General features: G+C 68.7%; 10 protein-coding genes and 1 pseudogene. 5 read left to right on the top strand and 6 right to left on the bottom strand.

The window, feature by feature from the left end; all coding sequences use genetic code 11:
• Position 1: 1 nt before the first annotated feature.
• The 3 genes from PKE78_RS17020 to PKE78_RS17010 all read right to left on the bottom strand — a co-directional run bounded on the left by PKE78_RS17020 (position 2) and on the right by PKE78_RS17010 (position 3,110).
• Positions 2 to 1,285: an NAD(P)/FAD-dependent oxidoreductase gene (locus tag PKE78_RS17020; protein ID WP_271202130.1), complete on the bottom strand. Its 1,284-nt coding sequence runs from the start codon at positions 1,283 to 1,285 to the stop codon at positions 2 to 4.
• Between the two features lie 46 nt (positions 1,286 to 1,331).
• A complete protein-coding gene (locus PKE78_RS17015) occupies positions 1,332 to 1,628 on the bottom strand; it encodes a GIY-YIG nuclease family protein (protein ID WP_271202129.1) in 297 nt (98 codons plus the stop codon).
• Positions 1,629 to 1,709: 81 nt separating this feature from the next.
• On the bottom strand, positions 1,710 to 3,110 hold the full coding sequence (locus PKE78_RS17010) for a glutamine synthetase family protein (protein ID WP_271202128.1): 1,401 nt from the start codon (positions 3,108 to 3,110) through the stop codon (positions 1,710 to 1,712).
• A 366-nt stretch (positions 3,111 to 3,476) separates the two neighbouring features.
• Between PKE78_RS17010 and PKE78_RS17005 the strand changes: the two genes are divergently transcribed.
• The 4 genes from PKE78_RS17005 (at position 3,477) to PKE78_RS16990 (ending at position 7,709) form a co-directional block, all read left to right on the top strand.
• The gene (locus tag PKE78_RS17005) at positions 3,477 to 4,583 is read left to right on the top strand and encodes a polyamine ABC transporter substrate-binding protein (protein WP_271202127.1); all 1,107 of its coding nucleotides are present in this window, start codon (positions 3,477 to 3,479) and stop codon (positions 4,581 to 4,583) included.
• A gap of 195 nt (positions 4,584 to 4,778) precedes the next feature.
• A complete protein-coding gene (locus PKE78_RS17000; RefSeq protein WP_271202379.1) occupies positions 4,779 to 5,948 on the top strand; it encodes an ABC transporter ATP-binding protein in 1,170 nt (389 codons plus the stop codon).
• Positions 5,949 to 5,958: 10 nt separating this feature from the next.
• Positions 5,959 to 6,891 (top strand): ABC transporter permease subunit, encoded by a 933-nt coding sequence (locus PKE78_RS16995; RefSeq protein WP_271202126.1) that lies wholly within the window; start codon positions 5,959 to 5,961, stop codon positions 6,889 to 6,891.
• Positions 6,888 to 7,709: an ABC transporter permease subunit gene (locus tag PKE78_RS16990; protein ID WP_271202125.1), complete on the top strand. Its 822-nt coding sequence runs from the start codon at positions 6,888 to 6,890 to the stop codon at positions 7,707 to 7,709. The genes PKE78_RS16995 and PKE78_RS16990 overlap by 4 nt, the downstream gene beginning before the upstream one ends.
• A 7-nt stretch (positions 7,710 to 7,716) precedes the next feature.
• Here PKE78_RS16990 and PKE78_RS16985 read toward each other — a convergent pair whose 3' ends face one another.
• A complete protein-coding gene (locus tag PKE78_RS16985) occupies positions 7,717 to 9,435 on the bottom strand; it encodes an AsmA family protein (RefSeq protein ID WP_271202124.1) in 1,719 nt (572 codons plus the stop codon).
• A 164-nt stretch (positions 9,436 to 9,599) separates the two neighbouring features.
• On the opposite strand from PKE78_RS16985, the gene PKE78_RS16980 reads away from it, so the two are divergent.
• Complete coding sequence (locus PKE78_RS16980; protein WP_271202123.1) at positions 9,600 to 11,561, top strand: acetoacetate--CoA ligase; 1,962 nt, start codon at positions 9,600 to 9,602, stop codon at positions 11,559 to 11,561.
• Positions 11,562 to 11,564: 3 nt separating this feature from the next.
• Here the strand turns inward: PKE78_RS16980 and PKE78_RS16975 are convergent, their stop codons facing one another.
• A complete protein-coding gene (locus tag PKE78_RS16975) occupies positions 11,565 to 12,290 on the bottom strand; it encodes a GntR family transcriptional regulator (RefSeq protein WP_271202122.1) in 726 nt (241 codons plus the stop codon).
• Positions 12,291 to 12,551: 261 nt separating this feature from the next.
• Positions 12,552 to 12,724, bottom strand: a pseudogene (locus PKE78_RS16970) (succinate--CoA ligase subunit alpha); the annotation flags it as partial.

Genomic DNA, 12,724 nt, shown 5'->3' with positions numbered 1-12,724 from the left:
GCTACAGCCGGTCCCGCAGCGCGAAGTAGCTCATGGCGGCGACGAGGATCGGCTTGCGCAGCCAGGTTCCGCCGGGGAAGGCGGGCACGGGCAGCCGCGCCAGCAGGTCGAAGCCCTCGAGCCGTCCGGCGACCGCGTCGCCGAGGATTTTTCCGAACATCGGCCCGAGCAGCACGCCTTGGCCCGAATAGCCCGCCGCGGTCAGGACGCCGGGCGCGATCTCGCGCACGAAGGGCAGACGCGTCGGCGTGACGCCGAGGACGCCGCCCCAGGCGTGCTCCAGCGCGACGTCGCGAAGCTGCGGGAACACCTTCGTCAGATGCCTCCGCACGATCGGCGCGACGTCCTTCGGCAGCGTGGTGGAGTAGGTCTCGCCGCCGCCGAACAGCAGCCGCCCGTCAGGCGTCGGGCGGTAGTAGTAGACCACGAAACGGCTGTCGGAGACGGCCGCGCGCGTCGTGAGCACGTCCTTCAGCCGCTCGCCGAGCGGCGCGGTGACGGCGATGTGGTTCGCGATCGGCATGACGCGGGATTCGACCGCAGGCTCCACCCCCTCCAGCAGGCCGTCGGTGCAGACGAGGACGGTGTCCGCGAGCGCGGCGGCGCCTTCGCCGTCCTCCAGCCGGTGCGGCCTGCCCCGGACGAGGCGCCGGGCCCGAAAACCCTCGAAGATCATCGCCCCCGCCGATTCGGCCGCGCGGGCGAGGCCATAGGCCAGCGCCAACGGATCGAGATGGCCGCCGCCATGATCGATCGAGCCGCCGTAATAGGCGTCGGTCTTCACCAGCGCGCGAAGCCGCTCGCGGTCCAGCGGCTCCACATGGGGGTAGTCGTAGTCGCGGGCGAGCTTCTCGGCGTAGGCGCGGCTCTCCTCGACGAAATGCGGCTTGTGGTCCGCGTGGATCAGGCCGGGTTCATAGGCGCAGTCGACGCCGTGGCGCGCGACGAGATCGCGCTGCAGCGCCTTCGCCTCCTCCGCCATGTCCCAGAGCTTGCGGGCGTCGGCCGGGCCCATCAGCCGCTCGAGCTCGTCCTGTCCGAGCCGCTGGCCGGTGTGGACCTGCCCGCCGTTGCGGCCCGACGCGCCCCAGCCGACGCGCGCCTGCTCCAGCACGGCGACCGAGACGCCGCGCTCGGCGAGATGCAGCGCGGCGGACAGCCCGGTGTAGCCGGCGCCGATGATCGCGACGTCGAAGCGCCGTTCGCCGACGAGCCGGGGACGCGGGGCCGGCGCCGGGTTCACGGCTTCGTAGTAGGAGCGCGCCGGCGCGAAAGCGGCTGTCAATTCCCCGTCATCCCGGCCGTAGCGCAGCGGAGAGCCGGGATCGCGTTCAGGATGAAGCTATATCGGGATAAAGGTCGCGCCATTCGGGATTGTCCTTCTCGATCAGGTCGACCTTCCAAGACCTTAGCCATCGTTTGATGCGCTTCTCCCGAACGATGGCGGTCTCCGCGTTGTCATGCGGCTCAAACCACACCAGCCGCTCGATATTGTAGCGGTCGGTGAAGCCCTTGACGCTGTGCGTCCGATGTTCGCCCGCGCGTTTCGGCAGGTCGCTCGTGACCCCAACGTAGATCGGCCCGGCCTTCCGGGTCGCCATGATGTAGACGAAGACCTGCTTCCCCATCGCCGTCCGGCCCGAATCCACGTCGTATGACGGTCCCGGCTCTCCGCGGCTTCGCCGCTGCGGCCGGGATGACGCTTTGGCTCACACGTTCAGCAGCAGGTACTCGCGCTCCCACGGGCTGATCACGCGCATGAAGGTCTCGAACTCCGCGCGCTTGATCGCGCCGTAGGTGTCGATGAAGGAGCGGCCGAACACGTCCTGAAGCGGCGTGCAGTCCTCGAAGGCGGCGACCGCTTCGAGCAGGCCGCGCGGCAGCGCGTAGTCGAGGCCGTGGGCGGACCCCTCGATCGGCTCCGTCGGCTGCAGCCCCTCGATCATGCCGAGATAGCCGCAGGCGAGCGAGGCGGCGATGGCGAGATAGGGGTTGGCGTCGGACGACGGCACCCGGTTCTCGACCCGGCGGGCGGATGGCCCCGACGGCGGCACGCGGATGCCGGTGGTGCGGTTGTCGTAGCCCCATTGCACGTTGATGGGCGCGGAGGACTGGCGCGTGAGCCGGCGGTAGGAGTTCACGTAGGGCGCCAGCACGCACATCACCGACGGCAGATACTTCTGCGTGCCGGCGAGGAAGGCGAAGAACTCGGAAGACGGCTTGCCCTGCGGGTCCGAGAACAGGTTGCTGCCGTCGGCGTTCAGCACGGACTGGTGGATGTGCATGGCGGAGCCGGGCTCGTTCGCGATCGGCTTCGCCATGAAGGTGGCGTAGATGTTGTGCTTGAGCGCCGCCTCGCGGATCGTGCGCTTGAACATGAAGACCTGATCGGCCAGCGCGAGCGGGTGCCCGTGCCGCAGATTGATCTCCATCTGCGCGGCGCCCTCCTCGTGGATCAGGGTGTCGATCTCGAGCCCCTGCGCTTCCGAGAGGTCGTAGATGTCCTCGAACAGCTCGTCGAACTCGTTCACCGCGGAGATGGAGTAGGACTGCCGCCCCGTCTCCGGCCGTCCGGAACGGCCGATCGGCGGCTCCAGCGGATAGTCGGGATCGGTGTTGGGCTTGACGAGGTAGAACTCGATCTCCGGCGCGATCACCGGCGTCCAGCCCTTCTTGTCGTAGAGATCGACCACCCGCTTCAGAAGCTGGCGCGGCGAGACCTCGACCGGCCGCCCGTCGCGGTGAAACGCGTCGTGGATGATCTGCGCGGTCGGGTCGGACGCCCAGGGCACGACGGCGAGGGTGGAGAAGTCGGGCTCCAGCACCACGTCGCTGTCGGCTGGATCGCCGCCGCCCACCACGTCGTCGTCCGCGTAGCCGCCCGCGATGGTCTGGTGGAAGATCGAGGACGGCATGTTCATCGTCGGAGAGGCGAAGAACTTGGCGGCCGGCATGATCTTGCCGCGCGCCACGCCGGCCTGGTCGGCCACGACGCATTCGAGCTCCTCGACGCCCCGTTCGAGAACCCAGGCGCGCGCCTCGTCCAGAGAGGCCGCGCCGCGCCGGTCGGCGATCGCCTCCTTGAGACTGCTGCGCTTCTTCTTGCTCATCATGCACCTTGCGCGCGGAGGCCGCCGCAGCCCGGACGGGCCCGCGGATGCGGCGGCTCGACCCGAGCCGTATCATCGAACCTGCGGCGGGCGTCCCGCCCGTCGCGTCGCGCGGCCCGCTCCCGGATCGGGTCTGGGGAGGGAATCTCGAAACGGTCGCGCCAGACGGAGAGCCGTCCGGACGCCGGCTGGCGGCGTCGCTCCAGCGTGCCCGAGCCCGTGAACCAAATCAATCCGCCGCGCCGCAGCATGATTTGAAGGCATGGCGCTCTATCAGGCAGGGAATGTGTTGTGCGCGTTATCCGGCGAGGCTAGCCTTGCGCCCGCGCCCTCCTCGGCGGGCGATCGCGACAGGAGAGACGGCGCATGACGTCGAAACGATTGCTGCGCACGCTGGCGGCGGCGTGCGGTCTGGCTGTGGGCCTCGCGGGACAGGCCTTCGCCCAAAGCAAAGAGGTCCGGGTCTACAACTGGTCCGACTACATTGACGAGCAGGTGCTCAAGGACTTCGAGGCCGAAACCGGCATCAAGGTCGTCTACGACGTCTTCGACTCCAACGAGATCCTCGAAACCAAGCTTCTGACCGGCAAGACCGGCTACGACGTGGTGGTTCCGAGCGCGACGTTCCTGTCGCGCCAGATCAAGGCGGGCGTGTTCCAGAAGCTCGACAAGTCGAAGCTGCCGAACCTCGCCAACGCCTGGCCGGAGATCTACCAGAGGATCGCCAAGTACGATCCCGAAAACGCTTATTCCATCAACTATATGTGGGGCACGACCGGGATCGGCTACAATGTCGACAAGGTCAAGAAGGCGTTCCCCGACGCGCCGCTCGACAGCTGGGCGCTGGTCTACGACCCCGCGAACCTCAAGAAGCTGAAGAGCTGCGGCGTGATGCTGCTCGACAGCCCCGAGGACCTGCTGCCGTCGGTCATGACCTATCTCGGGCTCGCGCCCGACCTGACCAACGTCAAGGACGTGGAGAAGGCGGCCGAGCACCTCGGCAAGCTCAAGCCCTTCATCACCAAGTTCCATTCGTCCGAGTACATCAACGCGCTGGCGAACGGGAACATCTGCGTCACGGTCGGCTATTCCGGCGACGTCTTCCAGGCCAAGACCCGCGCCGAGGAAGCCGACAAGGGCGTGAACGTCGAATATGTGATCCCGAAGGAGGGCGCGCAGCTCTGGTTCGACCAGATGGCGATCCCGGCCGACGCGCCGAACGTCGAGAACGCGCACATCTTTCTGAACTACATCCTGAAGCCGGAGGTCGCCGCCAAGGCGTCGAACTACGTCTCCTACGCCAACGGCAACCTGAAGTCCCAGGACCTGCTCGACGAAGCGGTGAAGAGCAACCCGGCGATCTACCCGACGCCGGAGGTGTTCCAGCGCCTCTACACCGTCCCGACGGTCGAGGACTCGAAGGTCCAGCGCGCGCTCACCCGCGCATGGACGAAGGCCAAGAGCGGGCGCTGAGCCCGCCGGCTTCGGCGCGAACGCGTCATCCTCCGGCTTGACCGGGGGATCCATCCCGGGCGTCGAGCTTCACGTCCGGGATGGATGGTCCGGTCAAGCCGGACCATGACGGCGAGGGAGCTGTCTTCGAGAGCGGCGACGGCTCTCAGCCCGGCGGCGGCCGGGATGACGAAGCCCACCCTGCAGGACCCGCACATGGCGCTCAAGCCGGCACAGAAAGCCCTCGGCCCGATCCGGCGCTCGTTCGCGCCTTGGCTCGATCCCTCCGCGGTCCCGCTGATCCGCTTCGAAAACGTCGTGAAGCGCTTCGGCGACTTCACCGCCGTCGACGACGTCTCGATCGACATCCACCAGCGCGAGTTCTTCGCCCTGCTTGGCCCTTCCGGCTGCGGCAAGACGACGCTGATGCGCATGCTCGCCGGCTTCGAGGAGCCGACGTCGGGCCGCATTACGCTCGCCGGCCAGGACCTGTCCGGGGTGCCGCCCTACCGGCGGCCCGTGAACATGATGTTCCAGTCCTACGCCCTGTTCCCGCACATGAGCGTGGAGCAGAACATCGGCTTCGGCCTGAAGCAGGACAGGCTGCCGAGGACCGAGATCGAGGCGCGGGTGAAGGAGATGCTCAAGCTCGTGAAGCTGGAGCCATTCGCGAGCCGGAAGCCGCACCAGCTCTCCGGCGGCCAGCGCCAGCGCGTCGCGCTGGCGCGTTCGCTCGCGAAGCGGCCCAAGGTGCTGCTGCTCGACGAACCTCTCGGCGCGCTCGACAAGAAGCTGCGCGAGGAGACCCAGTTCGAGCTGATGGACCTCCAGATGGAGCTCGGGCTGACCTTCCTGATCGTCACTCACGACCAGGAGGAGGCGATGACCGTCGCCGACCGCATCGCGGTCATGAACCACGGCAAGCTCGTCCAGGTGGCGACCCCCGGCGACATCTACGAGCAGCCGAACTGCCGCTACGTGGCGGACTTCATCGGCGACATCAACATCCTGGATGCCAAGGTGGCGAGCGCCGCCGGAGGCATGGCGCGGCTCGCCGTGGCGGAGCCCGCGGTCGAGATCGCGGCGGCCGCGCCCGATCCCTCGCCGGCGCAGGGGGCCGACGTCGCCTTCGCCCTGCGCCCGGAGAAGGTGCGCATCTCGATCGACCCGCCTCCGCCCGACGCGACCAACGTGCTGAGAGGCGAGGTCTGGGACATCGCCTATTTCGGCGACTGGACCAAGTTCCTGGTCAAGCTCGACGGCTCCGAGAAGATCATGCGCGTCAGCCGCGCCAACGCCACCCGCACCGAATTCGCGCCGATCGCCTGGGACGACAAGGTCCATGTCTGGTTCGCACCGGACGCCGGCGTGCTGCTGACGTCGTGAGGGCCCGGCCATGACGGACGCCGTCTCGACCAAGCGCGCGGGATCGAGCGGCCTCGGCCGCCGCATCCTGATCGCGATTCCCTATGTCTGGCTGCTGATCTTCTTTCTCGCGCCGTTCGTGATCGTGCTGAAAATTTCGCTTTCCGACGCGACGATCGCGCAGCCGCCCTATACGCCGCTTCTCGACCTTTCGGCCGGCTGGCAGGGCGTGGTCGAGTGGTGGAACGGCCTCGACTTCGAGAATTACACGCTGCTGACGGAAGACGAGCTCTATTGGGTCTCGTATCTGTCGAGCCTGCGCATCGCGGTCATCTCGACGCTGCTGATGCTGCTGATCGGCTATCCTATGGCCTACGCCATGGCGCGCGCGCCGAAGTCGATACGGCCCGCGCTCGTCATGGCGGTGATCCTGCCGTTCTGGACCTCGCTGCTGATCCGCGTCTACGCCTGGATCGGCATCCTGAGCCCCGAGGGCCTGCTGAACGCCTTCCTGCTCTGGACCGGGATCATCTCGGAGCCGCTCTACATCATGAATACCGAGACGGCCGTGCTCATCGGCATCGTCTACTCCTACCTGCCGTTCATGGTGCTGCCGCTCTACGCCAGCCTCGAGAAGCTCGACGAGTCGCTGCTCGAAGCCGCGGCCGACCTCGGATCGCCGCCCTGGAAGGCGTTCTGGCAGATCACCGTGCCGCTCTCGATCCCGGGCGTGATCGCCGGCTGCTTCCTGGTGTTCATTCCGGCGGTCGGCGAGTTCGTCATCCCCGACCTGCTCGGCGGCTCCGAGACGCTGATGATCGGCAAGACGCTCTACAACGAGTTCTTCCTCAACCGCGACTGGCCGGTCTCGTCCGCGATCGCGGTGCTGCTCCTGCTGGTGCTGGTGGTGCCGATTGCGGTCTACCAGAACGTCCAGGCCCGACAACTGGAGGGCAAGGCGTGACCAAAGGCCTCTCCGCCGTCAACGTCACCGCGCTCGTGCTCGGCTTCTCGTTCCTGTACCTGCCGATCCTGATCCTGGTGCTATACTCCTTCAACGACAGCCAGCTCGTCACCGTCTGGGGCGGCTTCTCGACGCGCTGGTACGTCTCCCTGCTGCACAACGAACAGCTGCTCGAAGCCGCCTGGGTGACGATCCGCCTGGGCCTGGTCTCGGCGACGCTCGCGACCGTGCTCGGCACGCTCGCCGCGGTGACGCTGACCCGTCTCGGCCGGTTCCGGGGCCGCACGCTGTTCTCCGGGATGATCTACGCGCCGCTCGTCATGCCCGAGGTCATCACCGGCCTGTCCATGCTGCTGCTGTTCGTGGCGATCAATCTCGAGCGCGGCTTCCTCACGCTCACGATCGCGCATGTCACCTTCGCGATGTGCTTCGTCGCCGTGGTGGTGCAGTCCCGGCTCGTCACGTTCGACAGGAGCCTCGAGGAGGCCGCCCTCGACCTCGGCTGTCCACCGTTCAAGACCTTCTTCGTCATCACGCTGCCGATCATCCTGCCGGCCGTGGTCTCCGGCTGGATGCTCGCCTTCACGCTCTCGATCGACGATCTGGTGATCTCGCAGTTCACGACCGGACCGGGCGCGACGACCCTGCCGATGCGGATCTACTCGTCGGTGCGCCTTGGCGTGAAGCCCGAGATCAACGCGGTGTGCTCGATCTTGATCGCGATCGTCACGACCGGCGTGATCATCGCCTCGATCGCGACCAAGCGCGCCGAGAACGAGCGGCTGAAAGCCGAACGCGCCGCAGCCGCGGGCCGTTGAGCCGGCGTCAGGGCGCGACGGCGGCCTCGGTCGCCCCGGCGTCCCCGCCGCGGCCAAACAACGACCGCCTGTCGAGCCTCAGGCGCGGGCTGTCGAACGGGCCGTCGATCCGCACCGGAGCCGAAGCGCCGTTCCCGGCCGCAAGCCTGCCCCCGAGGTCGAAGCGGCGCGTGCGGAGGTCCGCCTCCCCCGAGACGTCGACGCGCGCTACCGGCCCGACGAGCGCGAGCTCCCGGAGCCTCGCCACGCCGCCCGCCATGGTCATGGCGCCGTCGATCGACCTGATCTCGAGCCGCCCGCCAAGGCCGAGCAGAACGAGCGCCTTGGCGCGGAAACCGCCCATCACCCCGTCCTGCAGCCGCGCCGCGCCTTCGCCGGACAGGCTCGACACGATCTCCTCCATCGATCCGCCCGATCCGGCGAGGGAGGCCTCGACCGAGAGCGCGCCGGACAAAGCCGCTTCGCCACGCGCCGCGGTCAGCAAGTCCTCGAGATCGACGCCTCTGGCCTGCAGGTCGAGCCGCACATGGTTGGAGCGGCCGTCCGGGCGGATGCGCGCCCGCCCTGCGACCACGCCGCCATAGACCTGCGCCTCGCCGACGCCGACGTCGAGCGCGCCATCCGCGACCGTGATGGTGGCGGCGGTCGGACCAAGACGCAGTCCGCCGGCCCGGACCGAGCGCGCGGACAGCCGCAGGTCGAGGTCGACCGCCCGAAACGGCTGAACGTCGAACCGGAGGCCGCTCCATGCTCCATCCGCGCCAAACGCCGGCGCAAAACCTTCGAGATAGGGCGTGACGTCCAGCGTCCTGGCGTCGAGCGTGGCCTCGATCTCCGGCCGGCCTGCGTCCGACAGGGCGAAGCGCGCCGCGCCCACGTAGTTCGCGCCGTCGACCGCGATCTCCGCCTGGTCGACGGCGAGGCCGGCGCGCGACACGGCGGCGGCGCCGGAGAGCGTCGCGCCGCTCAGCGCGGGGCCGACGGCCGGAAGCGGAGCGCCGAACCAGCTCGCGACATCGCGGATCGACTCCGCCCGTGCGGCGATGCGGCCGTCGATCCGGGCGGATGCGCCGTCCGTCGCCGTGCGACCGTCATAAGCGAGGCGCAAGCCGCCGCCTTCGAACCGAGCGCGCACCGCGCCGCTCCGCCCGAGAGCGACCGCGGCCGGGTCGTCGAGGGTCGCCGTCGCCTCAACCGTGCGGCCGCGGAACCGGCCGGCGGCCGTCAGCCCGAGCGCGCCGCCGTGGGGCCAGGCGAGCCCCAGATCTATCCCGCGGATGCGCTCTCGGCCCCAGATCAGTTCGCCGTCCGTCACCCGCAGCGCCGGAGGCCGCACGCCCGCGAGAATCCGCCCCCGAAAGGCTTCCGCGAAAGCGTCGAGATCGGCGTCCGTGACGGTCGCCACCAGACCGTCCAGCGCGACCGCCTCCAGCTCCACACGCCCGAACAGCAATGGGCCGAGGCGCGGGGTCGCCGTCAGCGATCGCGCACGGGCGATCTCGGCGCCGTCCGGGGACCTAACCGTCACGTCCGCGAGACGCAGACGCGGCGCGGGCAGCAGTCTGACCGCCGCTCCACTCGCGTCCAGCCGAAGGCCGGTTCCGGCGTGAAGCCGCTCGAGGACGGCGCGTTCGAACCCGCTTTCGGAGGCGCGCGCTAGAAGCGCCGCGAAAGCGACGCCAAGCGCAAGCGCCGCGGCGACGAGGCCGAGAACGATGCGGCGCATTCGATCGGATCTCTCTTGCGGAACGGGTGCCCGCGCGCGAAGCGTACAGGCTTATAGCGCCCCCGCCCGCGAAGCGCCAAGACCGGCGCTTCCGGCCGCCTCACGCCGCCCTTATAAGTTTACCGACGCCGACCCTCTCCACGCCGCCAGCCGGAGCACCCTGCATGACGACCGCCGCCGAGCCGCTCTGGTCGCCCTCGCCCGAGCGCATCGGGAGCAGCGCGATCGCACGCTTCTCCGCGCAGGCGGAAAGGCGCGCCGGCCGGCCGCTCGACGGGTTCCGCACCCTGCACGCCTGGTCCATCGAAGACCGCCCGGGCTTCTGGGACCTCGTCTGGGACTTCTGCCGCGTCGTCGGCGACAAGGGCGAATGCGCGCTCGAGAACGGCGACGCCATGCCGGGCGCGCGGTTCTTTCCCGACGCGCGGCTGAATTTCGCGGAGAACCTGCTGCGAGGCTCCGGCGACGGCGACGCCATCGTGTTTCGCGGCGAGGACAAGGCCGAGGCTCGGCTTTCGTTCGACGCGCTGCGCGCGCTGGTCTCGCGCATCCAGCAGGCGCTCGTCGCCGCCGGCGTCGGCGAGGGCGACCGGGTGGCGGCGATGATGCCGAACCGCCCGGAAACCGTCGCCTTCATGCTGGCGACGGCCTCGATCGGCGCGATCTGGTCGTCCTGTTCGCCCGATTTCGGCGAGCGCGGCGTGCTTGACCGGTTCGGCCAGATCGAGCCCAAGGTCTTCGTCACCGTCGACGGCTACTGGTACGCCGGCAAGCGCATCGAGATCGCGCCGAAGCTGAAGCCGATCGTCGACGGTCTGCCGACCGCCCGGCGCACCGTGGTCGTGCCCTATCTCGGCGTCGCGAGCGAGGTGGCGGCGGCCTTGCGCGACGCGGTCGCGCTTGACGGCTTCCTCGAAGGTTTCGAGCCGAAGCCGCTGGCCTTCAAACGCCTTCCCTTCGCCCATCCGCTCTACGTGCTGTTCTCATCCGGGACCACGGGCGTGCCGAAGTGCATCGTGCATTCCGCCGGCGGCGTGCTGCTGCAGCACCTGAAGGAGCATGTGCTGCACTCGGACATCCGGCCCGGCGACCGCGTGTTCTACTTCACCACCTGCGGCTGGATGATGTGGAACTGGCTGGTGTCGGCGCTGGCGGCGGAGGCCACGCTGCTGCTCTACGACGGCTCGCCGTTCCACCCGACGCCCGCCGTGCTGTTCGACTTCGCGGACGCCGAGGGCATGACGTTCCTCGGGACCTCGGCGAAATGGATCGACGGGGTGAAGAAGCAGGGCCTTCGCCCCCGCGACACCCATGATCTCTCGACCGTCCGCGCCATCGCCTCGACCGGCTCTCCGCTCGCCGATTCGAGCTTCGACTGGGTCTACGAGGCGGTGAAGAGCGACGTGCAGCTCGCCTCGATCTCGGGCGGCACCGACATCGTTTCCTGCTTCGTGCTCGGCAACCCGCTCGATCCGGTCTGGCGCGGCGAGATCCAGGGACCGGGCCTCGGCCTCGCGATCGCGGTGCTCGACGACGACGGCCGGCCGATGACGTCCGGCAAGGGCGAGCTGTCCTGCGTGAAGGCCTTCCCCGCGATGCCGATCGGCTTCTGGAACGACCCCGACGGCGCCAAGTACCGCGCGGCCTATTTCGAGCGCTTCGACAACGTCTGGGTGCACGGCGACTTCGCGGAGTGGACCGAACACGGCGGGCTAATCATCCACGGCCGCTCGGACGCGACGCTCAATCCCGGCGGCGTGCGCATCGGCACCGCGGAGATCTACGCGCAGGTCGAGAAGATGCCGGAGATCACGGAAGCGCTGTGCATCGGCCAGGATTACGACGACGACGTGCGCGTGGTGCTGTTCGTGCGTCTGGCGGACGGCGTGGAGCTCGACGAGGACCTGACGAAGCGGGTCAAGGCGCGCATCCGCGAGGGCGCGTCGCCGCGGCACGTGCCGGCCAAGGTGGTGGCCGTCGCCGACATCCCGCGCACCAAGTCCGGCAAGATCGTCGAGCTCGCGGTGCGCGAGGTGGTGCACGGACGGCCGGTGAAGAACAAGGAGGCGCTGGCGAACCCCGAGGCGCTCGAGCTCTACGCCGGCCTCGAGGCGCTGAGGAGCTGAGCCTCAGTCGAAGATGTCGCCGTGCTCCTCGACATAGGTGGCGAGGCCGAGCGTGTGATCGCGGGAATGGCGCTCGGCGAGGTCGCCGTCGCGCGTCTCCAGCGCCTCGATGATCGCGAGATGCTCGACGATCGACCGGCTGGCGCGGTCGTCGCGGCCGATGGTGATCTGGCGCAGGCCGCGCACGTGCACCAGGAGGTTCGCGGTCATCTCGGCGAGGGTCTGCGAACCGCTCAGCCGGATCAGGGTCTGGTGGAACTGGATGTTGGCGGCGGAGTATTCGCCGACGAAGTCCGACGGCTTGTGGCCCTCGTCGAACTTCTCGAACAGCACGCGCAGCTTCCGGATGTCGGCGTCGCTCGCCTGCTCCACGACGAGGCGCGCGGCCATGCTTTCGAGCGCGGCCCAGGCCTGGATCATCTCCACGACCTCGCGCTTGGTCTTCTTGAGCACCATGATGCCGCGGCGGGGCATCGACTTGACGAAGCCCTCCTGCTCCAGCATCGCCACCGCTTCGCGCACGGGCGTGCGGCTGACGCCGAGCCGCTCGGAGAGCTGGCGCTCGTCGATCCACGTCGGTTCCGGCGTGGAGTAGATGTCCATGTTGAGGATCGCCTGCTTCAGCGCGGCGTAGACCTTGGTCTTGAAGGTCTGCTCGGGCGCGAAGCGCTCCAGCACCAGTTCGGACGCCGGCTCTTCAGCGGCAGGCCAGCGCAACGGGACTTTCACGAGCGCAGAATCTCCTGATCCGAGGCGATTGCGCCGGTTATCAGACGCTTCAACTCTGACGTACCACGCCTTTCGGATAAGGCGCCAACGCGCGGCGCCGTTGTTCCAGCGATTTCCGCCGTCTGGCGCCCGTCGGCGCTTCGATAGGTCGCAACCCGCAACCGCCCCCGGACGGGCGCATCGCGTCCGTCCGGGGTGAACTCGCGGTTCATTTCAGGGTTAACCGGGCGTCGCGTCCGGTTAACATTCGGCTGCGAGACGTCAGAGCGCGGCGCCGGCGACGCGGGCCGGACGCTCGTCGACGCCCCTCAGCATATCGACGAGGGTTTTGCCCAGTCTTGCGGGGGACGGGGAGACGCGGATGCCGGCCTCTTCCATGGCGGCGATCTTGTCCTCGGCTCCGCCCTTGCCGCCGGAGATGATCGCGCCGGCGT

The sequence above is a fragment of the Methylopila turkensis genome (genome assembly GCF_027922325.1).
GTDB classification, from domain to species: Bacteria; Pseudomonadota; Alphaproteobacteria; order Rhizobiales; family Methylopilaceae; genus Methylopila; species Methylopila turkensis.
This window is presented reverse-complemented; position numbering and strand designations above follow the sequence as displayed.

Bases quoted from the DNA above. Each gene is read 5' to 3' on its own strand.
- PKE78_RS17015 (WP_271202129.1), bottom strand. From the start codon at position 1,628: ATGGGGAAGCAGGTCTTCGTCTACATCATGGCGACCCGGAAGGCCGGG.
- PKE78_RS17010 (WP_271202128.1), bottom strand. From the start codon at position 3,110: ATGAGCAAGAAGAAGCGCAGCAGTCTCAAGGAGGCGATCGCCGACCGG.
- PKE78_RS17005 (WP_271202127.1), top strand. From the start codon at position 3,477: ATGACGTCGAAACGATTGCTGCGCACGCTGGCGGCGGCGTGCGGTCTG.
- PKE78_RS17000 (WP_271202379.1), top strand. From the start codon at position 4,779: ATGGCGCTCAAGCCGGCACAGAAAGCCCTCGGCCCGATCCGGCGCTCG.
- PKE78_RS16995 (WP_271202126.1), top strand. From the start codon at position 5,959: ATGACGGACGCCGTCTCGACCAAGCGCGCGGGATCGAGCGGCCTCGGC.
- PKE78_RS16985 (WP_271202124.1), bottom strand. From the start codon at position 9,435: ATGCGCCGCATCGTTCTCGGCCTCGTCGCCGCGGCGCTTGCGCTTGGC.
- PKE78_RS16980 (WP_271202123.1), top strand. From the start codon at position 9,600: ATGACGACCGCCGCCGAGCCGCTCTGGTCGCCCTCGCCCGAGCGCATC.